Annotated in this window: 20 protein-coding genes; 18 read left to right on the forward strand and 2 right to left on the reverse strand. The window is 73.9% G+C overall.

Annotated features, from left to right (window positions below; genetic code table 11):
* The first annotated feature begins 16 nt into the window (after positions 1-16).
* From pyrR to JX575_RS09115, 3 genes are read left to right on the forward strand one after another with little or no spacing between them, the layout of a single operon-like run.
* Entirely contained in the window at positions 17-613 is a 597-nt protein-coding gene (gene pyrR, locus JX575_RS09105) for a bifunctional pyr operon transcriptional regulator/uracil phosphoribosyltransferase PyrR (RefSeq protein ID WP_186342103.1), read from the forward strand.
* Positions 610-1,548: an aspartate carbamoyltransferase catalytic subunit gene (locus JX575_RS09110; protein ID WP_186342104.1), complete on the forward strand. Its 939-nt coding sequence runs from the start codon at positions 610-612 to the stop codon at positions 1,546-1,548. The genes pyrR and JX575_RS09110 overlap by 4 nt, the downstream gene beginning before the upstream one ends.
* Positions 1,548-2,816 (forward strand): dihydroorotase, encoded by a 1,269-nt coding sequence (locus JX575_RS09115; protein WP_186342105.1) that lies wholly within the window; start codon positions 1,548-1,550, stop codon positions 2,814-2,816. Before JX575_RS09110 ends, JX575_RS09115 begins: the two co-directional genes overlap by 1 nt.
* A 9-nt stretch (positions 2,817-2,825) precedes the next feature.
* On the opposite strand, the gene JX575_RS09120 is transcribed toward JX575_RS09115, so the two are convergent.
* Positions 2,826-3,542 carry a VOC family protein gene (locus JX575_RS09120; protein WP_186342106.1) on the reverse strand — a complete coding sequence of 239 codons (717 nt, stop codon included), beginning with the start codon at positions 3,540-3,542 and terminating at the stop codon, positions 2,826-2,828.
* A gap of 40 nt (positions 3,543-3,582) precedes the next feature.
* On the opposite strand from JX575_RS09120, the gene JX575_RS09125 reads away from it, so the two are divergent.
* Together JX575_RS09125 and JX575_RS09130 are read left to right on the forward strand one after the other, a co-directional pair.
* Positions 3,583-4,236 carry an MSMEG_1061 family FMN-dependent PPOX-type flavoprotein gene (locus tag JX575_RS09125; RefSeq protein WP_186342107.1) on the forward strand — a complete coding sequence of 218 codons (654 nt, stop codon included), beginning with the start codon at positions 3,583-3,585 and terminating at the stop codon, positions 4,234-4,236.
* Entirely contained in the window at positions 4,236-4,661 is a 426-nt protein-coding gene (locus JX575_RS09130; RefSeq protein ID WP_186342108.1) for a VOC family protein, read from the forward strand. The genes JX575_RS09125 and JX575_RS09130 overlap by 1 nt, the downstream gene beginning before the upstream one ends.
* A 93-nt stretch (positions 4,662-4,754) precedes the next feature.
* On the opposite strand, the gene JX575_RS09135 is transcribed toward JX575_RS09130, so the two are convergent.
* Positions 4,755-5,990 (reverse strand): acetyl-CoA hydrolase/transferase C-terminal domain-containing protein, encoded by a 1,236-nt coding sequence (locus JX575_RS09135; RefSeq protein ID WP_186342109.1) that lies wholly within the window; start codon positions 5,988-5,990, stop codon positions 4,755-4,757.
* A 247-nt stretch (positions 5,991-6,237) separates the two neighbouring features.
* Here JX575_RS09135 and carA point away from each other — a divergent pair, with 247 nt between their 5' ends.
* The 13 genes from carA (at position 6,238) to JX575_RS09200 (ending at position 20,866) form a co-directional block, all read left to right on the forward strand.
* Positions 6,238-7,392: a glutamine-hydrolyzing carbamoyl-phosphate synthase small subunit gene (gene carA, locus JX575_RS09140; protein WP_186342110.1), complete on the forward strand. Its 1,155-nt coding sequence runs from the start codon at positions 6,238-6,240 to the stop codon at positions 7,390-7,392.
* Position 7,393: 1 nt separating this feature from the next.
* Positions 7,394-10,717 (forward strand): carbamoyl-phosphate synthase large subunit, encoded by a 3,324-nt coding sequence (carB, locus tag JX575_RS09145; protein WP_186342111.1) that lies wholly within the window; start codon positions 7,394-7,396, stop codon positions 10,715-10,717.
* A gap of 2 nt (positions 10,718-10,719) precedes the next feature.
* Positions 10,720-11,751, forward strand: coding sequence for a quinone-dependent dihydroorotate dehydrogenase (locus JX575_RS09150; RefSeq protein ID WP_186342112.1), 1,032 nt, complete (start codon positions 10,720-10,722; stop codon positions 11,749-11,751).
* A complete protein-coding gene (locus tag JX575_RS09155) occupies positions 11,744-12,622 on the forward strand; it encodes a dihydroorotate dehydrogenase electron transfer subunit (protein ID WP_186342113.1) in 879 nt (292 codons plus the stop codon). Before JX575_RS09150 ends, JX575_RS09155 begins: the two co-directional genes overlap by 8 nt.
* The gene (locus JX575_RS09160; RefSeq protein WP_186342114.1) at positions 12,619-13,491 is read left to right on the forward strand and encodes a tRNA-dihydrouridine synthase; all 873 of its coding nucleotides are present in this window, start codon (positions 12,619-12,621) and stop codon (positions 13,489-13,491) included. The genes JX575_RS09155 and JX575_RS09160 overlap by 4 nt, the downstream gene beginning before the upstream one ends.
* Positions 13,488-14,312, forward strand: a complete 825-nt coding sequence (pyrF, locus tag JX575_RS09165) for an orotidine-5'-phosphate decarboxylase (protein WP_186342115.1) — start codon at positions 13,488-13,490, stop codon at positions 14,310-14,312. Before JX575_RS09160 ends, pyrF begins: the two co-directional genes overlap by 4 nt.
* A complete protein-coding gene (locus JX575_RS09170) occupies positions 14,309-14,746 on the forward strand; it encodes a hypothetical protein (protein WP_186342116.1) in 438 nt (145 codons plus the stop codon). Before pyrF ends, JX575_RS09170 begins: the two co-directional genes overlap by 4 nt.
* 158 nt (positions 14,747-14,904) lie before the next feature.
* Positions 14,905-15,228: an integration host factor, actinobacterial type gene (gene mihF / locus JX575_RS09175; RefSeq protein ID WP_186342117.1), complete on the forward strand. Its 324-nt coding sequence runs from the start codon at positions 14,905-14,907 to the stop codon at positions 15,226-15,228.
* Positions 15,225-15,857 carry a guanylate kinase gene (gene gmk / locus JX575_RS09180; protein WP_186342118.1) on the forward strand — a complete coding sequence of 211 codons (633 nt, stop codon included), beginning with the start codon at positions 15,225-15,227 and terminating at the stop codon, positions 15,855-15,857. The genes mihF and gmk overlap by 4 nt, the downstream gene beginning before the upstream one ends.
* A 15-nt stretch (positions 15,858-15,872) precedes the next feature.
* Positions 15,873-16,184 carry a DNA-directed RNA polymerase subunit omega gene (gene rpoZ, locus JX575_RS09185; RefSeq protein WP_172261153.1) on the forward strand — a complete coding sequence of 104 codons (312 nt, stop codon included), beginning with the start codon at positions 15,873-15,875 and terminating at the stop codon, positions 16,182-16,184.
* 13 nt (positions 16,185-16,197) lie between these two features.
* Positions 16,198-17,415: a bifunctional phosphopantothenoylcysteine decarboxylase/phosphopantothenate--cysteine ligase CoaBC gene (gene coaBC, locus JX575_RS09190; protein ID WP_186342119.1), complete on the forward strand. Its 1,218-nt coding sequence runs from the start codon at positions 16,198-16,200 to the stop codon at positions 17,413-17,415.
* Positions 17,416-17,485: 70 nt separating this feature from the next.
* Positions 17,486-18,688, forward strand: coding sequence for a methionine adenosyltransferase (gene metK / locus JX575_RS09195; RefSeq protein WP_186342120.1), 1,203 nt, complete (start codon positions 17,486-17,488; stop codon positions 18,686-18,688).
* A 168-nt stretch (positions 18,689-18,856) separates the two neighbouring features.
* Positions 18,857-20,866 (forward strand): primosomal protein N', encoded by a 2,010-nt coding sequence (locus JX575_RS09200; protein ID WP_186342121.1) that lies wholly within the window; start codon positions 18,857-18,859, stop codon positions 20,864-20,866.
* The last annotated feature ends 63 nt before the right edge of the window (positions 20,867-20,929 follow it).

The following is a 20,929-nucleotide window of genomic DNA, read 5'->3' on the forward strand; positions in this document are numbered from 1 at the left end:
GAGGTCCGGCGCGCAGATGCCTGCCACCGACGACACCGCGACAGACGCCGTCCCCGACGCGACCGCACCGACCGGGAGCGCGGACCGCACCGAGCGCACCGTCCTCGACGCCCACGACATCTCCCGGGCGCTGACGCGGATCTCGCACGAGCTGCTCGAGCGCAACAAGGGCGCCACCGACCTGGTGCTGCTCGGCCTGCACACCCGCGGAGTGCCCCTCGCGCGACGCATCGCCGAGAGGATCGCCGCGGTCGAGGGCGCACCGGTCGCGGTGGGCGAGCTCGACGTGACGATGTATCGCGACGACCTGCGCTCCCAGCCCACCCGGCGGGCCCACAAGACGGCCCTGCCCCCCGGTGGCATCGACGGGAAGGTCGTCGTCCTGGTCGACGACGTGCTGTTCTCCGGGCGCACCATCCGGGCGGCGCTCGACGCGCTCGCCGACCTCGGCCGGCCCGGCGCCGTACGCCTCGCCGTGCTGGTCGACCGCGGCCACCGCGAGCTGCCGATCCGCGCCGACCACGTCGGCAAGAACCTGCCCAGCGCCCTCGCCGAGCGCGTCAGCGTGCGGCTGGCCGAGGTCGACGGCGCCGACGAGGTGACGATCTCGTGAAGCACCTGCTCTCCATCGACGACCTGACGACCGACGAGATCCTCCAGCTGTTCGAGACGGCCGCCGACATGCACGACGTGCAGACCCGCGACGTCAAGAAGCTGCCGGCCCTGCGTGGTCGCACGGTCGTCAACATGTTCTTCGAGGACTCCACCCGCACCCGGTCGTCGTTCGAGATCGCCGGCAAGTGGCTCTCCGCCGACGTCATCAACGTCAGCGCCAAGGGCTCGAGCACGTCGAAGGGCGAGAGCCTGCGCGACACCGTGCTGACGGTCTGCGCGATGGGCGTTGACGGCCTCGTGATCCGCCACCCCGCCAGCGGCGCGGCGCTCCAGGTCAGCCAGTGGGTCGACGCGGCCGTCGTCAACGCCGGCGACGGCATGCACGAGCACCCCACCCAGGCGCTGCTCGACGCCTACACGTTGCGGCGCCACCTCGGCTCGCTCGAGGGCCGGCACGTCGCGATCGTCGGCGACCTGACCCACAGCCGCGTCTTCCGCTCCAACGTCCAGTGCCTGGCCAGGCTCGGGGCGCGCGTCACGGTCGTGGCGCCGCCCACGCTGATGCCGAGCGGGATCGCCGCGTGGTCCGCCGCGGCGGGCTTCGAGACGTCGTACGACCTCGACGCGGTGCTTCCCGACGCCGACGCCGTGATGATGCTGCGGGTCCAGCGCGAGCGGATGTCGGGCGCGTTCTTCCCGAGCCCGCGCGAGTACACCGTCGGCTACGGGCTCACCCGCGACCGGCTCGCGCTGCTCAAGCCCGACGTGCCGATCTGCCACCCGGGCCCGATGAACCGCGGCCTCGAGATCGCCGCCGACGCCGCCGACGCGGCCCAGTCGGTGGTGCTGGAGCAGGTCTCCAGCGGGCTCGCGATCCGGATGGCCGTGCTCTACCACCTGCTGGCCGGGGCGACCCGGGGAGGGAACGCCTGATGTCGCTGGTGATCAAGGGGGCCTCGCTGCTCGGCGAGGCGGCCGCGGACCTGTACGTCGACGACGCGGGGCGGCTGGTCGACGAGCCGCCGGCGGGCGCCGAGACCATCGACGCCGACGGCCTGGTCGCCCTGCCCGGGCTCGTCGACCTGCACACGCACCTGCGCGAGCCCGGGCGCGAGGACGCCGAGACGATCCTGACCGGCTCCCGGGCCGCGGCGCTGGGCGGCTACACGGCCGTGCTGGCGATGGCCAACACCTCACCCGTGACCGACACCGCCGAGGCGGCCACCCGGGTGTGGGAGCTGGGCCGCGAGGCCGGGCTGGTGCACGTGCAGCCCGTCGGGGCGGTGACCCGCGGGCTGGCCGGCGAGGAGCTGGCCGAGCTGGGGCTGATGCACCGGTCGAGGGCGGCGGTGACGGTGTTCTCCGACGACGGGAAGTGCGTCCACGACGCGCGGGTGATGCGCCGGGCGCTGGAGTACGTCAAGGCGTTCGACGGCGTGGTGTCGCAGCACTCCCAGGACCCGACCCTCGCCGGGCCGGCCGCCTGCTGCCACGAGGGCGAGCTCTCCGGTCGCCTCGGGCTGCCCGGCTGGCCGGGGATCGCCGAGGAGGTCATCGTCGCCCGCGACGTGATGCTCGCCCGCCACACCGGCTCGCGCGTGCACGTCGCACACGTCTCGACCGCCGGCTCGGTCGAGGTGCTTCGGTGGGCCAAGGCCCAGGGCATCGACGTCACCGCCGAGGTCACGCCCCACCACCTGCTGCTGACCACCGACCTGCTCACCGGCTACGACCCGACGTTCAAGGTCAACCCGCCCCTGCGCCCGCAGGAGGACGTCGACGCGCTCCGCGAGGCGCTGGCCGACGGCACGATCGACGCCGTCGCCACCGACCACGCGCCGCACGCCCGCCACGACAAGGAGCACGCGTTCGTCGACGCCGCCTTCGGCATGACCGGCATCGAGACCGCGCTCGCCGTCGTACGCACCGCGCTGCCCGAGCTGTCGTGGAGCGACATCGCGCGGGTCATGTCGGCGACGCCGGCGCGGATCGCGGGGCTCGCCGACCAGGGCAGGCCGCTCGCCGCGGGATCGCCGGCGCACGTCGTGCTCGTCGACCCCGACGCGCAGGTCACCGTCGACCGCGACAGCTCGGCGTCGCTCTCGCGCAACAACCCGTGGCACGGCCGCAGCCTCACCTCGCGGGTCGTGCATACGGTCTACGGCGGCCGGGTCACCGTGCGTGACGGGGCCCTGGTCTGAGCCGCGCCCTCAGCCGGCGCGGCCGGTGGCCGGGTCGCGGTCGGTGAGGCAGTAGACCTGCCCGCCCGGCGCGGTGAGCACGGTCCAGTGGTCGCGGACGGCCTCGAGCCGGGCGCCGAGCCGCACGTGCTGCGCCACGTCAGCCGTGCGGTCGGCGGTCGCGAGGTCGACGTGGGCGCGCACCGTCCCGTCGGGCTCGTCGAGGCGCTGCAGCAGCAGGCGGAGCATGCCGTACTCGACCAGTCGGACGAACGCGGGCGACGGCCCCTGCTGCGGACCGCGCCCGGTGAGGTCGGCCCAGAAGGCGATCTCGGCGTCCCACTGGCGGGAGGGCACGTCGAGGCACACCTGGTCGAGGATCGTGGCGCCGTCGCGCACCAGTCGCGGCTCGCCGTCCACGAGCGTGTGGCAGAACGCGAGGCCGCCGGGGGAGCGCATCACCTCCACGTCGTGGTAGGTCCAGGCCGGCGTCGCGCCCAGCGAGGTCGCGCGGGCCACGGCCGCCGACCGGTCGGACGAGTCGAGGTCGAGGTGCACGCCCGCCGGGGCGTCGACGGCCTGCACCCTGACGTACGCCGCACCCGACGCAGGCACCAGGGTGAGGAACTGGCCGTCCTCCCCGCGCCGCTCGGACGGCGTCCACCCGGTCACGGCGGACCAGAACCGCACGGTCTCGTCGAACGCGCTCGCGGGCGTGTCGAGGAAGACCTGGATCCACGCCGTCATGTCGGTCATCCTGCCACCGGGGGCGAGTAGCGTCGGCGTCATGCGCACGTCGACGACCGAGGACGAGGCCGCCTGGCCCGCCGTGACCACGCCCGATCAGCTCGAAGACCTGGTGGGACGACCGGGGGAGCGCGCGCGCACCAAGGAGCGCGCACGGCTGAGCGACATCGACCGCGCCTGGCTCGCGGCGTCGCCGTTCTGCGTGCTCGCCACCGCCGACGCCGACGGACGCTGCGACGCCAGCCCGAAGGGCGACCCGGCCGGCACGCTCGTGCACGTCGTGGACGACGCGACCATCGCGATCGCCGAGCGTCCGGGCAACCGACGCGTCGACGGCTACCGCAACGTGCTGGCCAACCCCCACGTCGGCCTGGTGTTCGTCGTGCCCGGGCGCGGCGACACGCTGCGCATCAACGGTCGCGCGCGCCTGGTGTCCGACGCGCCGTTCTTCGACGCCCTCGCGGTGCGGGGTCGCCGCCCGGTGCTGGCGATGGTCGTGGAGATCGAGACTGTCTTCTTCCACTGCTCCAAGGCGTTCCGGCGTGCGCAGCTGTGGGAGCCCGGCACGTGGGACCCCGAGCAGGTGCCGCCGCGCGCGGTCATCGCCCACGAGCTCGAGCCGGTCGCCGGCCAGGGGCTCGCCGAGCTCGAGGACTACTACCGCCCGGCCAACTACGACAAGGGGCTCTACTGATGAGCGACTTCCCACCCGTCGTGCCGCACCTGCTGCACACCGTCCTCGACGCGGTCGACGTTCGCCAGGAGTCGGAGTTCTGGCGCGGCCTGCTCGGCCTGGCCTACCGAGCCGGCGACGAGCCCCCGGACGACGGGTCGGACGACGACGCCGACTGGGTGGTGCTCACCCACCCCGACGGACACCGCGCCCTGGCGATCCAGCAGGTCGACGCCCTCCCGCCGAGCCGCTGGCCCGAGCCGGGACATCCGGCGGTGTCGCACCTCGACACGACCGTGCCGTCGGTGTCGGCCCTGGACGCCGTGCACGACCTGGTGCTCGAGCTCGGAGGTGAGCCGCGCCTGGACCGCACCGACGACGAGGAGGAGCCGCTGCGGGCCTACGCCAGCCCCGCGGGGCACGTGTTTTGCGTGCTCGTCTCCTGACGTACGCCTGATCCGCCGGCAGGACGTCATGAGGACGCCCGGTCGGGACCGGGGACTCCCATGACGTTTGGAGGTGGGAGGGCGCGCCGCCCGTCAGGCCAGGCCGAGCGCCCTCGCTTCCTCCCAGAGGTCGTCGCGCACGCTCGGGTGGGCGGCGTGCTCGATGAGGTTGCGCGCCTGCTCGCGCTCGCTGCGCCCCCACATCCACGCCACGCCCTGCTCGGTGACCACCGCCCCGTGCTGGAGCGAGGTGACCGGCTCGTCGACGAGCGGCACGATCGTCGACACGTCCGCGCGCGGGTGCCAGCTGCGCAGCGCCATGAACGCCCGCCCGCCCGGGGAGTGGCTGGCGCCGACGGTGAAGTCGGTCTGGCCGCCGAACCCGCTGTGGATCCGGGCGCCGATCCGCGACGCGTTGGCCTGGTCGAACAGGTCGACCTGCAGAGCGGTGTTGATCGACGTCATCGCCGGCTGCTGGGCGATGACGGCGGGGGAGTTGGTCGTCTCGGTGCGCAGCATCAGCACCCGCGGGTTGTCGTCCACCCACGCGTACAGCTCGCTGCTGCCGAACACGAACGACGTGCGCACGGGGGTGGCGGTGTCGAGCGCTCCTGCCTCCTCCAGCACCAGGACGCCGTCGCTGAACATCTCGGTCCACACCTTGAGGCCGCGGCGCTCGAGCACTCCGGCGATCGTGGCGTCCGGCACCTCGCCGATGCCGGCCTGCAGGGTCGCGCCGTCGCCGATCTCGGCGGCCACCAGCGACCCGATCAGGCGGGCGTCCTCGCTCGGTGGGCGGGCCACGTGGGTCGTCAGGGCGACGTCGACCTCGACGCCGAGGTCGAGGTCGTCCACCGACACGACGGCGTCGCCGAAGGTCCACGGCATCCGGGGGTTGAGCTGGGCGACGACCAGGGCGCCGCGCTCGCGGGCCGCCTCGATCGCGGCCGGGAGCACGTTGACCTCCAGTCCCAGCGAGACCTGGCCGTCGCGTGGTGTGGTCGTGTGCACCACGACCACGTCGGGCGCGAGCGGGCCGTGGAAGAGCCGCGGGACCATCGAGAGCCGGCACGGCACGTAGGCCAGCCGAGGGTGCCGGCGGAAACCGGGCCCCACGAACGTCGTCTCGGGCACCACGCCGTCGTGGATCGGGACGTCGGGCTGGGCGTTGAGGGCGTGGAGGCGGGCCTGCGGCAGCTCCGCCAGCAGCGGGCCGAGGAGGGTGACCGGAGTGGCGTGGTTGCCGCTGGTCACCACCCGCGGACTCCCGAGCGGGGCACAGTGCTCCCGCACCTCGCGGACGGCCTGGTCGATCTCGACGATGCGCATGGCCACAGCGTGGCAGCCCGGCGCCCCTGCTCACGGGGCCGACCGGCCCGTCGTGGTGAGACCTTGGTCATCAGGTGGGTCCGGCCCGCCTCCCGACCGGCCTCCCGACCCGCCGTCGGACTGGCCCGCACACGGTGTCTCGACAGGCCGGCACGATGCCGCAGGCACGTGATCTCGCTGGTAGGGTCGGCGACGGCTCGAACATCCTTTAACGATCCGTCCCGTGAGGCGGAGAAGGAGGTACGGCATGGCTCTGCCTGCCCCAGCGCTCTTGGTCCTCGAGGACGGGCGCACCTTTCGCGGTGAGTCGTTCGGAGCCGAGGGCGAGACCTTCGGCGAGGCGGTCTTCTCCACCGGCATGTCCGGCTACCAGGAGACGCTGACCGACCCCAGCTACCACCGCCAGGTCGTCGTGATGACGGCCCCGCACGTCGGCAACACCGGCATGAACGACGAGGACGTCGAGTCCTCGCGCATCTGGGTCGCCGGCTACGTCGTGCGCGACCCCGCCCGGGTGCCGAGCAGCTGGCGCAGCGTGCGCACCCTGGACGACGACCTGCGCGCACAGGGCGTGGTGGGCATCAGCGGCGTCGACACCCGCGCGCTGACCCGCCACCTGCGCGAGCGGGGCGCGATGCGCGTGGGCATCTCGACGACAGAGACCGACCCGCAGCGCCTGCTCGACCGGGTGCGGGAGTCGGCGCAGATGAGCGGCGCCAACCTCAGTGAGGCCGTCACCACCGCGGAGCCCTACGTCGTCCCCGCGGTGGGCGAGAAGCGCTTCACGGTCGCCGCCGTCGACCTCGGGATCAAGGCCAACACCCCGCGGATGATGAGCGAGCGCGGCATCGAGGTGCACGTGCTGCCGGCCACCGCCGGCATCGACGACGTCCTCGCCGTCGCCCCCGACGGGCTCTTCTTCTCCAACGGTCCCGGTGACCCGGCCGCCACCACCGGCCAGGTCCGGCTGCTGCAGGACGCGCTGCGCGCCGGCGTGCCCTACTTCGGCATCTGCTTCGGCAACCAGCTCTTCGGCCGCGCGCTCGGCTTCGGCACCTACAAGCTGAAGTACGGCCACCGCGGCATCAACCAGCCGGTGATGGACCGCACCACCGGCAAGGTGGAGGTCACCGCCCACAACCACGGCTTCGCGGTCGACGCACCGCTCGAGGGCTCGACGACGACCGAGTTCGGCGAGGCGTCGGTCAGCCACGTGTGCCTCAACGACGACGTCGTCGAGGGGCTCGAGCTGCGCGACGCCGACGGCCGGCTCGTCAGCTTCTCCGTGCAGTACCACCCCGAGGCGGCCGCGGGCCCGCACGACGCCGCCTACCTCTTCGACCGGTTCTGCGACCTGATGGCCGACGTCAGCTCCCAGCGGCCCCAGCGGAAGGACGCCTGACATGCCCAAGCGCACGGACATCGAGAGCGTCCTGGTCATCGGCTCCGGGCCGATCATCATCGGCCAGGCGGCGGAGTTCGACTACTCCGGCACCCAGGCCTGCCGCGTGCTGCGCGAGGAGGGCCTGCGGGTCATCCTGGTCAACTCCAACCCGGCCACGATCATGACCGACCCGGAGTTCGCCGACGCGACCTACGTCGAGCCGATCACCCCCGACTACGTCGAGAAGGTGATCGCCAAGGAGCGTCCCGACGCCCTGCTGGCCACCCTCGGCGGGCAGACCGCGCTCAACTGCGCGATGGCCCTCGACAAGGCCGGCGTGCTGGAGAAGTACGGCGTGGAGCTGATCGGCGCCTCGATCGAGGCGATCGAGCGCGGGGAGAACCGCCAGCAGTTCAAGAAGATCGTCGAGCAGCTCGGCGGCGAGTCGGCGCGCAGCGTCATCTGCCACTCGATCGACGACCTGCTCGCCGCCGCCGACGACCTGGGCTACCCCATGGTGGTCCGCCCGTCGTTCACCATGGGCGGCACCGGCTCCGGCATGGCGTACGACGAGGCCGACCTGCGCCGCATCGGCGGGGCCGGACTGGCGGCCAGCCCGACCACCGAGGTGCTCCTCGAGGAGTCGATCCTCGGCTGGAAGGAGTACGAGCTCGAGGTGATGCGCGACGGCGCCGACAACAGCGTCATCGTCTGCTCCATCGAGAACCTCGACCCGATGGGGGTCCACACCGGCGACTCGATCACCGTCGCGCCGGCGATGACGCTCACCGACCGTGAGTACCAGGCGATGCGCGACCTCGCGATCGGCATCATCCGCGCCGTCGGCGTCGACACCGGCGGCTGCAACATCCAGTACGCCGTCAATCCGGCGGACGGCCGGCTGATCGTCATCGAGATGAACCCCCGGGTCTCGCGGTCCTCCGCGCTGGCGTCCAAGGCCACCGGCTTCCCCATCGCCAAGATCGCGGCCAAGGTCGCCATCGGCTACACCCTCGACGAGATCCGCAACGACATCACCCAGGAGACCCCCGCGTCCTTCGAGCCCACGCTCGACTACGTCGTGGTCAAGGTGCCGCGCTTCGCCTTCGAGAAGTTCCCCGAGGCCGACCCGACGCTGACCACCCACATGAAGTCGGTCGGCGAGGCGATGGCCATCGGGCGCAACTTCACCGAGGCGCTGCAGAAGGCGCTGCGGTCGCTGGAGAGCAGCCACGCGCCGTTCGACTGGCACAAGGAGTTCGTCGAGCTCGACAAGGCGGCGCTGCTCGAGGAGATCAGGGTCCCGCACGACGGTCGGCTCAAGAAGGTGATGGACGCGATCCGCGCCGGCGCGACGGCCGAGGAGATCTTCGAGGCCACCGCCATCGACCCGTGGTTCGTCGACCAGCTCGCGCTGATCAACGAGGTCGCGGTGGAGCTCATCGAGGCCACCGAGCTGACCCCCGGCCTGCTCCGCCTCGCCAAGCGCCACGGCTTCTCCGACGAGCAGGTCGGCAAGATCCGCGGCCTCAGCGCCGACGTCGTGCGCGGCGTACGCCATGCGCTCGGCATCCGGCCCGTGTTCAAGACCGTGGACACCTGCGCCGCCGAGTTCGCCGCGCGCACGCCCTACCACTACTCGTCCTACGACGAGGAGACCGAGGTGCGGCCCCGCACGGAGGGCAAGGAGGCGGTGATCATCCTCGGCTCGGGTCCCAACCGGATCGGCCAGGGCATCGAGTTCGACTACAGCTGCGTCCACGCCTCCCTCGCGCTGGCAGAGGCCGGCTACGAGACGATCATGGTCAACTGCAACCCCGAGACGGTGAGCACCGACTACGACACCTCCGACCGGCTCTACTTCGAGCCGCTCACGCTGGAGGACGTCCTCGAGATCGTCCACGCCGAGCAGCTGGCGGGCCCGGTCGCCGGCGTGGTGTGCCAGCTGGGCGGCCAGACTCCGCTCGGCCTGGCGCAGGGCCTCGCCGACGCCGGCGTGCCGATCGTCGGCACCACGCCGGAGGCGATCCACCTCGCCGAGGAGCGCGGCGCGTTCGGCCGGGTGCTCGCCGACGCCGGCCTGCCGGCGCCCAAGCACGGCACGGCGACGTCCTACCCCCAGGCCCACCGCATCGCCCACGAGATCGGCTACCCCGTCCTGGTGCGGCCGTCGTACGTCCTCGGCGGGCGCGGCATGGAGATCGTCTACGACGACGCCGCGCTGGAGGCCTACCTGGCGAAGTACGTCGCCAACGGGCTGATCAACGAGCGCCAGCCGGTGCTGGTCGACCGGTTCCTCGACGACGCGGTGGAGATCGACGTCGACGCGATCTTCGACGGCGACGAGCTCTTCCTGGGCGGGGTCATGGAGCACATCGAGGAGGCCGGCATCCACTCCGGCGACTCGTCGTGCGCGCTGCCGCCGATCACGCTCGGACGCGAGGAGGTCGAGCGCATCCGCCGCTCCACGGACGCCATCGCGCGCGGGCTGGGGGTGCGCGGGCTGCTCAACATCCAGTTCGCCCTGGCCTCCGACGTGCTCTACGTCCTGGAGGCCAACCCCCGCGCCTCGCGCACCGTGCCGTTCGTCTCCAAGGCCACCGCCACGCCGCTGGCGAAGGCCGCGGCCCGGGTGATGCTGGGGGAGTCGATCGCCGACCTCCGCGCGGCCGGGGTGCTGCCGGCCGAGGGCGACGGCGGCCACCTGCCCGACGGGTCGCCGATCGCGGTCAAGGAGGCGGTCATGCCCTTCGACCGCTTCAAGACCGCCGACGGCCGCACGGTCGACGCGCTCCTCGGCCCCGAGATGCGCTCGACCGGCGAGGTGATGGGCTTCGACGCCTTCTTCGGCACTGCCTTCGCCAAGGCGCAGGCCGCCGCCTACGGGTCGCTGCCGCTGTCGGGGAAGGTCTTCGTGTCGGTCGCCAACCGCGACAAGCGGCACATGATCTTCCCGGTCAAGCAGATCGCCGACATGGGCTTCGAGATCCTCGCCACCGCCGGCACGGCCGAGGTGCTGCGGCGCAACGGCGTCCAGGCCACCGTGGTCCGCAAGCAGTCCGAGGGCGAGGGCCCCGGCGGGGAGCGCACGATCGTGGGACTGATCCGCGACCGTGAGGTCGACCTGGTGATCAACACGCCCCACGGCGCCACCAGCGGCGGCTCGCCGCGCGCCGACGGCTACGACATCCGCACGGCCGCCGTCATCACCGACATCCCGTGCATCACCACCATCCAGGGCCTCGGCGCCGCGGTGCAGGGCCTGGAGGCGATGCGGCGCGGCGACATCGGGGTGCGGTCACTGCAGGACTGGGCGGCGCTGAGCGCCGAGCGGAACGCCTGACCGTGGGGGCCTACGACATCGTCTTCGAGCGGGGCCTGACCCGGATCGACCCCGAGCGGGCGCACCACGCCGCGTTCCGGGCGATCCGGGCGGCGACGCCCGTGACGGCCCGGGCCCTCCGCGTCCCGTCCGCGCCCGTGCAGGCCCTCGGCCTGAGCTTCCCCCATCCCCTCGGCCTGGCCGCCGGCTTCGACAAGAACGCCGTCGGGATCGACGGGCTCGCCGCGCTCGGCTTCGGCCACGTCGAGATCGGCACCGTCACCGGTGAGGCACAGCCCGGCAACCCCGCGCCACGGCTCTTCCGGCTCACCGACGACCGGGCGATCGTCAACCGGATGGGGTTCAACAACGACGGCGCGGAGGTCGTGGCCCGGCGGCTGGCGGCCTGGCGCGCGGAGGGCGGCTCGACCGTCCTCGGCGTCAACATCGGCAAGACCAAGGTCGTCCCCGAGGAGGAGGCCGCCCGCGACTACGAGAAGTCGGCCGGCCTGCTCGCCCCCTACGCCGACTACCTCGTCGTCAACGTGTCCTCGCCCAACACGCCCGGCCTGCGCGACCTCCAGGCGGTGGAGAAGCTCGAGCCGCTGCTGGGCGCCGTACGCCGTCGCGCCGACGAGGTGCGCCCCGACGACCGGGTGCCGCTGCTGGTGAAGATCGCGCCCGACCTCAGCGACGACGACGTGCTGGCCGTGGCCGACCTCGCCCTCGCCACCGGGCTCGACGGCATCATCGCCACCAACACCACGATCAGCCGCGACGGCCTCGCCACTCCCGCCGCCCGCGTGCAGGAGGTCGGCGCCGGCGGGCTGAGCGGGCGTCCGCTGACCCAGCGCTCCGAGGACGTCGTGCGGATGCTCCGCGAGCGCGTGGGCCCCGGCCTCACCCTCATCGGGGTCGGCGGCATCACCACCGTCGACGACGCGCGGCGTCGGCTCGCGGCCGGCGCCGACCTGCTGCAGGCCTACACGGCGTTCGTCTACGAGGGTCCGCTGTGGCCGCGCCGGATCGTGCGGGGTCTCGCCACGGATGGCTGAGCCACGGCCGGTGCCGGGCGGCGGGCAGGCGAGCGACCGGACCAGGGACCGGGACCGCGTCCACCCCAGCGTCCCCTCCAGCGTCCATGTCGACGGCGCGGTCGTCGGCACCAAGCGCGCCGGGCGCTACCGCCACCTGACCCTGACCGCGCCGGGCGTGCCCGAGCGCTTCCGGGCCGGCAACTTCGTGGCCGTCAGCGTCGCCGGGCACGTCGCGCGGCGTGCGCTGTGGATCCACCGGGTGCGCGCGTCGAGCGCGTTCGGCCCCACCCTCGACGTCGTCGTGGAGCCCCGGGGGAGCGGCACCCGGTGGCTCGCCGCCCAGCCCGTCGGCGCGCGGATCGCGATCACCGGACCACTGGGGCGGCCCTTCGCGCTGCCCAAGGACGCCGTGTCGTGCCTGCTCGTCGGGGAGGGCTACGCCGCCGCGCCCCTCTTCCCGCTCGCCGAACGCCTGCGCGAGCGCGGCTGCGCGGTGTCGCTGGTGGTCTCCGCCCCCGACGAGTCGCGCCTGCTGTCGGCCCTCGAGGCCCGCCGGTCCGCCCGGTCCGTCACCGTGCTCACCGCCGACGGCTCGGTCGGCCTGCGCGGGCCGGTCGCCGACCACGTCGACGACCTCGTCCGCCGCAGCGACGCCGACGTCGTCTACGCCGCCGGCCCCCACGACGTCCTCCGCAGCGCCGCGGCAGCCGCCGAGCGTGCGGGCGCCTGGAGCCAGGTCGCCGTGGAGGCGCCGACGCCCTGCGGCACCGGGCTGTGCCACGGGTGCCCGCTCCCCGTCGTCGGCGAGGACGGCGTCGAGCGCGTCGTCCGTGCCTGCACCGAGGGTCCCGTCGTGCGCGGCGACCGCGTCCAGTGGGACGCCCTGTGAGTGCCGCCCCCGTCGTCGGGATCCCCGGCCCGGTCATGGTCGCCGCCGGCTGCGGCGGCACCGGGCGCGAGCTCGAGGCCTACGCCGGTCCCGACGGTCTGGCCGGGCTCGCGTTCGTCACCCGCTCGATCACCCTCGACCCCCGCAGCGGCGGCCCCGGTCCGCGCGTCTGCGAGGTGCCGGGCGGGCTGGTCAACGCCGTGGGCCTGCCCAACCCCGGCCTCGAGCACTTCCTCGCCACCGAGCTGCCGTGGCTGGTGCGCGCCGGGGCCACCGTCCTCGTCTCGATCGCCGGCGCGACGATGGGGGAGTACGCCGACCTCGCCCGCCGGCTCAGCCGCGCCCCCGGGGTCGCCGGCCTCGAGATCAACGTCGGCGCGCCGGACGAGGCGGGCGCCGGGCTGTTCGCGGTGCGTGAGCCCTACCACGCGGCCAGCGTGATCGCGGCGGTGCGGCGCGAGTTCCCCGCCGACCGGCCGGTCCTGGCCAAGGTGCGTCCCGACGTGTCCCGCGTCGTCGAGGGCGCCCGCGCCTGCCACGAGGCGGGCGCGACGGCCGTCGTGATCGGAAACGCCGTCCCCGCCGCCCTGCTCGACGGGCGGGCGGGCGGGCTCAGCGGGCCCGCGATCGCGCCGATCGTCCTGCGCTGCGTCGCGGAGGTGCGCCGCGCCGTGCCCGAGGTGCCCGTCGTCGGGTGTGGTGGCGTGCACGACCTGCGCTCGGCCGAGGCCTACCTCGACGCCGGCGCGAGCGCCGTGCAGGTCGGCACCGCTCTGCTCCACGACCCCACGACCGTCACCCGGCTGCGCGCCGACCTCGCAGCCCGACCCGCGCCCCGACCGAATGCCCGACCCGAGGAGACCCGATGACCCCGTTCGGCACCCGCCTGGCCCACGCCATCGAGGACCGGGGGAGGTTCTGCGTGGGCATCGACCCGCACTCCGGGCTGCTGCGCGAGTGGGGGCTCGACGACGACGTCGCCTCGTTGGAGCGCTTCGCGCTCACCGTCGTCGAGGCGGTCGCCCCGGTGGTCGGTGTCGTCAAGCCGCAGAGCGCGTTCTACGAGCGCTTCGGCAGCCGCGGCATCGCCGTGCTCGAGCGGGTGGTGGCCGAGTCGCGGGCTGCGGGGGCGCTCGTGCTGATGGACGCCAAGCGCGGTGACATCGGCTCGACGAGCCAGGCCTACGCCGACGCCTACCTCGATCCCACCTCGCCGCTCGGCTCGGACGCCGTCACGGCGAGCCCCTACCTCGGGTTCGGGTCGCTCGCGCCCATGATCGAGGCCGGGCGGCGCCACGGCGGCGGGGTGTTCGTCCTCGCGCTGACCTCCAACAAGGAGGGCCCGGAGGTGCAGCACGCCCGCAGCGGCGACGCGACGGTCGCGGGCACGGTGCTGGCCCACCTGCGGGAGGCCAACGCCGGGGCGGAGCCGGTCGGCTCCTTCGGCGCCGTGGTCGGGGCGACGATCGGCGACACCGACGAGGACCTCGACATCAACGGGCCGCTGCTGGTGCCGGGCTACGGCGCCCAGGGCGGCACGGTGGACGACCTGACCCGCATCCTCGGCGCCGCGGCGCGCTGGGCGCTGCCGAGCTCCTCGCGCGAGGTGCTGCGGGCCGGGCCCGACGTGGCCGCGCTGCGCGACGCCGCCCGGCGGGGCAACGACGCCGTGCGGGGCCTCGGGGCGTGAGACTCCTCGTCCCGGCGCTGCTGGTGGCGTGCCTCGCCGCCGGCGGGTGTTCGGGCGACCGCGAGCAGGACTACTGCGAGGCCGTGGAGGAGCACCAGGCCGAGCTCTCCGAGGTGGCGTCCTCCGACGACCCCGGCGCCGTCCTCGAGGCGCTGGACGCCTACGACGACCTCGCCGACCGAGCGCCGCGCGGCATCGCCGACGACTGGTCGACGGTCCTGCGGCCGCTCCACCGGCTCGACCGGGCCCTGGCCGAGCACGACGTCGACCCCTCGACCTACGCCGCCCAGGACCCGCCGCCCGGACTGTCGGGTGACGCGCGGGCGGAGATCGAGGCTGCCGCCCGCGCCGTCGGCTCCGCACGGACGGTCGAGGCGATGGCCGAGGTCGAGCAGCACACGCTCGACGTCTGCGGGACGCCGCTCTCGGGGTGAGCGTCGCGGTGTCCCGCAGCGCCGCCCATGGGGAACATCACGTCGAGCGGGCGGGGCCGTGGGCCCGATTGCCCGACCCGACGCGACGTGACTAGATTGATCCGCACCAGCCGGAACTCCCCTTCCGACCCCTGCCCGACCCCCGAAGGATCTCCTCCGTGGCCTTGCCCCCTCTGACGCCCGAGCAGCGCCAGGCAGCCCTCGACAAGGCTGCGGCCTCCCGACGTGAGCGGGCCGAGGTGAAGAACCGGCTGAAGAACTCCGGCGGCTCCGTCGTCGACGTCCTCCACGAGGGCCAGACCAACGAGGTCATCGGCAAGATGCGGGTCGTGGAGCTGCTCCAGTCGGTGCCCGGCCTGGGGCGGGTGCGCGCCCGCCAGGTGATGGAGCGCCTCGGCATCGCCGAGAGCCGACGCGTGCGGGGCCTCGGCGTCAAGCAGGTCGCCGCGCTCGAGCGTGAGTTCGGCCCCGACGCGTCGTGACCGACCCCGCTCCGACGCCCGCCGACGACCAGCCCGGCCCCCGGGCGTCCCGTTCGCGCCTGATCGTCCTCGCCGGTCCGACGGCCGTCGGCAAGGGGACGGTCGCCGCCGCGGTGCGCGACACGCACCCCGAGGTGTGGATCTCGGTCTCCGCCACCACCCGCGCCCCGCGCCCGGGTGAGGAGCACGGCGTCCACTACTGGTTCGTCTCCGACGAGGAGTTCGACGCGATGATCGCCAGGGGCGAGCTGCTCGAGTGGGCCGTCGTCCATGGCGCCGCCCGCTACGGCACCCCCCGCGGGCCCGTCGACGCCGCGCTGGCAGCGGGTCGCCCGGCGATGCTGGAGATCGACCTGCAGGGCGCGCGCCAGGTGCGCGAGACGATGCCCGAGGCGCTGTTCGTGTTCCTCAAGCCGCCGTCGTGGGAGGAGCTCGTCCGCCGCCTGGTCGGCCGCGGCACCGAGACCGAGGCCCAGCGCGAGCGCCGGCTGGAGACCGCCCGGGCCGAGCTGGCCGCGGAGAGTGAGTTCGACGTCACCATCGTCAACCACGAAGTTCACGCCGCAGCCGACGAGTTGGTAGCCTTGATGGTTGGACCCGCTCCGTCCACCCCCTCCACCACCGACTAGCGAGGCACTCACACCGTGGCTTCTCCCACCATCGCCGCCGAGGGCGTCACCAACCCCTCGATCGACGACCTGCTCACCAAGACCGACAGCAAGTACAAGCTGGTGCTCTACAGCGCCCAGCGTGCCCGCCAGATCAACGCCTACTACTCCCAGCTCGGCGAGGGCCTGCTGGAGTACGTCGGCCCGCTCGTCGACACCCACGTGCAGGAGAAGCCGCTGTCGATCGCGCTCCGCGAGATCAACGACGACCTCCTGACCTGCGAGGACATCGACCCCGCCGCCGAGGCCGCTGCCGCCGAGGCCGCTGCCGGCGACGCCACGGAGTGACGCGAGCCTCCCGATGACCGCACGGGTCGTCCTGGGCGTCTCCGGCGGGATCGCGGCCTACAAGTCCTGCGAGCTGCTGCGCCGGTTCACCGAGTCGGGGCACGACGTCACCGTCGTGCCCACGGCCTCCGCGCTGGAGTTCGTCGGCGCGCCCACGTGGGCCGCGCTCTCGGGCAAGCCGGTCGCGACCGACGTGTGGACCGGCGTCCACGCCGTGCCCCACGTCCACATCGGCCAGCAGGCCGACGTGGTCGTGGTCGCTCCGGCGACCGCCGACCTGCTCGCGCGAGCAGCGCACGGCCTTGCGGACGACCTCCTCACCAACACCCTGCTCACGGCCCGCTGCCCGGTGGTGTTCGCCCCGGCGATGCACACCGAGATGTGGGAGCACCCCGCGACCCAGGCCAACGTCGCGACGCTGCGCCAGCGGGGAGCGGTCGTCATCGAGCCCGCCGTGGGGCGCCTCACCGGCGCCGACACCGGCAAGGGCCGCCTTCCCGAGCCCGGTCCGATCTTCGAGCTCGTGCGCGAGGTCCTCGACCGCGGCGCCGACGCCCCGCAGGACCTCGCCGGGCGCAAGGTCGTCGTGTCCGCCGGGGGCACCCGCGAGTACCTCGACCCGGTCCGCTTCCTCGGCAACCGGTCCTCGGGCCTGCAGGGCTACGCCCTCGCCCGGGCCGCCGCCGCGCGGGGCGCGCACGTCACCCTGGTCAGCGCCAACGTCAGCCTCGTCGACCCGGCCGGCGCCAGCGTCGTACGCGTCGAGACCACCGCGCAGCTGCGCGAGGCGGTCGTCGCCGCGACCGCCACGGCCGACGCGGTCGTGATGGCGGCGGCTCCCGCCGACTTCCGGCCCACCTCGACGAGCGAGGCGAAGATCAAGAAGGCCGACGACGGCTCGGCGCCCGCCATCGCGCTCGAGCAGAATCCCGACATCCTGGCCGAGATCTCCCACGACCGGGCCCGCGAGGACGCCGTCATCGTCGGCTTCGCCGCCGAGACCGGCGACGCCACCGGCTCCGTGCTCGACCTCGGGCGGGCCAAGCTCGCGCGCAAGGGCTGCGACCTGCTCGTCGTCAACGACGTCAGCGGCGGAGCGGTCTTCGGCAGCGCCGACAACGAGGCCGTGGTGCTCGGCTCCGACGGCGCGGCCGTCGAGGTGCCCCGCGGCACCAAGACCGCCCTGGCCCACGTGATCTGGGACGAGGTCGTCCGGCGATTCGCCGACTGAGACCTGCGTCCCAGCTGCCGGCCAGCAGGTACGTTTCATCCGACCGACCCAGAGAAGAATCGAGAGCAACGTGGCTGGACGCCTGTTCACCTCCGAGTCCGTGACCGAGGGGCACCCCGACAAGATCGCCGACCGCATCAGCGACTCGGTGCTCGACCACCTCATGGCCACCGACCCCGACAAGGCCAACCTGCGGGTGGCCGTCGAGACGCTGCTGACCACCGGACTCGTGGTCGTCGCCGGCGAGGTGCGCACGGGTGCCTACGCACCGGTCGCCGACATCGTCCGCAGGGCGATCCTCGAGATCGGCTACGACTCCTCGGAGAAGGGCTTCGACGGCCACACGTGCGGCGTCCAGGTCGCCATCGGCGCCCAGTCGACCGACATCGCCGCCGGCGTCGACGCCGGCCACGAGTCGCGCGTCGGCTCGTCGGAGGACGAGCTCGACAAGCGCGGCGCGGGCGACCAGGGCCTGATGTTCGGCTACGCCTGCGACGACACCCCGCAGCTGATGCCGCTCCCGATCACCATCGCGCAGCGGCTCGCCCAGCGCCTGACGCAGGTCCGCAAGAGCGGGACGCTCGGCTACCTGCGTCCCGACGGCAAGACCCAGGTGACGATCGAGTACGACGAGGACGACCGCCCGGTGCGCGTCGACACCGTCGTGCTGTCCACCCAGCACGACCCCGGCGTCGAGCACGCCCAGCTCGAGGCCGAGATCAAGCAGCACGTCATCGACCCCGTGCTCGCCGACGTCGACCTGCCCTCCGAGGGCTACCGCATGCTGGTCAACCCGACCGGCACCTTCGTCATCGGCGGCCCGATGGGTGACGCCGGCCTGACCGGTCGCAAGATCATCGTCGACACCTACGGCGGGATGGCCCGCCACGGTGGCGGCGCGTTCTCCGGCAAGGACCCCTCGAAGGTCGACCGCTCCGCCGCCTACGCCATGCGCTGGGTCGCGAAGAACGTCGTCGCGGCCGGGCTGGCCCGCCGGTGCGAGGCCCAGGTCGCCTACGCGATCGGCAAGGCCGCCCCGGTCGGCGTGTTCATCGAGACCTTCGGCACCGGCGTCGTGTCCGACGAGTTGATCCAGGACGCCGTCCTCGAGGTCTTCGACCTGCGTCCGGCCGCGATCATCCGCGACCTCGACCTGCTCCGCCCGATCTACGCCGAGACCTCCGCCTACGGCCACTTCGGCCGCGAGCTGCCGGAGTTCACCTGGGAGAACACCGACCGCGCCGACAAGCTGAAGGCCGCCGCGGGCGTCTGACGCCGCGGCGGGCGTCGTCCGTCGTTCGCTCGCCGTCGCTGTCGCTGTCGCTGTCGGAGTCCCCGCTCGAGCGGGGACTCCGACACCTGGAGGCCGTTGCAACCCCCTCCAGGTGTCAGACTTCCCCACCAGGTACGACGGTCGGTGGCCGCTGACACAATCGCCCGCATGACCTCACGCGAAGCCCCGGAAGCAGACATGCTCCCGGGGCTTCGTGCTGCCGTGGACGACGCTCGCGCCAAGGCGGCCGCGACGCGGCGCCGGAAGGCCGCCGCGTGGGAGCCGGCCGCCGTCGATCCCGTCGCGCGGGTGCTCGTCGACATCGCCCTGGCCCACCTCGACCGCCCCTTCGACTACGCCGTCCCGATCGCCATGGCTGAGACGGCCGTGCCCGGAGCGCGGGTGAAGGTCCGCTTCGCCGGCCAGGACGTCGACGGCTATGTCGTCGAGCGGGCGAGCCGCACCGACCACACGGGCATCCTCCAGCCGCTGCGCCGGGTGGTGAGCCCCGAGCCGGTGCTGGCGCCGGAGATCGCCGAGCTCAGCGCCACGATCGCCCACCGGTACGCCGGCGCGCGCTCCGACGTGCTGCGCCTGGCGGTGCCGCCCCGCCACGCCGCCACCGAGAAGCTGCCCTCCCCGCCCGCGCCGCCCGCGCCGTCCCCGCCGGTCCCCGCGGCCTGGGCCGAGGTGCCCCACGCCGACGCGTTCCTGAGCCACGTCGCCACCGGCGGCGCCCCCCGCGCGGTCTGGTCGGCCGCCCCGGGCGACGACTGGCCGGCGATGATCGCCGAGGCCGTCGCCGCGACCTACGCCGCAGGCCGGGGCGCGCTGGTCTGCGTGCCCGACCGCCGTGACGTCGCGCGCGTCGACGCGGCGCTCACCGAGCTGCTGGGGGAGGGCCACCACGTCTGCCTGAGCGCCGACGGCGGTCCGGCCGCCCGCTACCGCGACTTCCTCGCCGTCTCGCGCGGCGCTCGGCGGGTCGTCGTCGGCACCCGCTCCGCCGCGTTCGCCCCGGTGCACGACCTCGGGCTGGTGGCGCTGTGGGACGACGGCGACGACCTGCACGCCGAGCCCCGCGCGCCCTACCCCCACACCCGCGAGGTGCTCCTGCTGCGCGCCGAGCAGCAGGGCACGGCCGCGCTGCTCGGCGGCGTCGCCCGTACGCCCGAGGCGCAGCAGCTGGTCGCGAGCGGCTGGGCCCACGAGCTGGCGGTGCCCCGCGAGGTGCTGCGCCGCCGGGTGCGGGTCGAGGCGGTGCCGGCCGAGGACCGCTCCGTCGGCACGCGCATCCCGCGGGCCGCCTACGACGCGATCCGGCAGGGACTGACCGCCGGGCCGGTGCTGGTGCAGACGCCGCGCGCCGGCTATGCCGCCTCGCTGGCCTGCGACACGTGTCGTACGCCGGCCCGGTGCACCGCGTGCACCGGCCCGCTGGTGGTCGACGGCCCCGTGGTGCCGCCGCGGTGCCGCTGGTGCGGGCACGTCGAGGCGCCGTGGTCGTGCCCGACGTGCGGCGGCCACGGCCTGCGCGCCCCCGTGCGGGGCGGGGCCCGCACCGCCGAGGAGCTGGGGCGGATGTTCCCCGGCACCACGGTCCGCACCTCCAGTGGCGAGCGCGTGGTCGACCGGGTCGACGCGGCCGCCGACCTCGTCGTCGCGACGGTCGGGGCCGAGCCGGTCGCCGAGGGGGGCTACGCGGCCGTCGTCGTCCTCGACACGTGGCTGAGCCTGGCCCGCGACGACATGCGCGCCGCGGAGGAGGCGCTGCGCCGCTGGCTCAACGCCGCCGCGCTGGCTCGGGTCGGCGGCCACGTCGTCGCCGTGGGTGACCCGGCCCATCCCGCGCTCCAGGCGCTGGTCCGGTGGGACCCGGCCGGCTTCGCGCGGCGCGAGGCCGAGGAGCGCTCCCAGGCCCACCTGCCCCCGGCCGCGCGCCTGGCGACCGTGACCGGCGACCTCGGCGCCCTCGACGACGTCCTCCACCTGCTCGACCTCCCCGACGGCGCCGAGGTGCTGGGCCCCGTCCCGGTGGACGACGAGCACCGCGTGCTGGTCCGGGTCCCTCGGGGGAGCGGCGAGGCGCTCTCGCGCTCGCTGGGCGACCTCCAGCGGATCCGCTCGGCCCGCAAGCTCGACCCCGTCCGGGTGCAGGTCGATCCGCTCACGGTCTGAGGCGGCGCAGACCCGGCCGCCATGACGGGGCCACGGACGCGTCCCTAGACTTGACGCCGCCTG

The organism is Nocardioides sp. zg-1228, from assembly GCF_017086465.1.
Taxonomy (GTDB): domain Bacteria; phylum Actinomycetota; class Actinomycetes; order Propionibacteriales; family Nocardioidaceae; genus Nocardioides.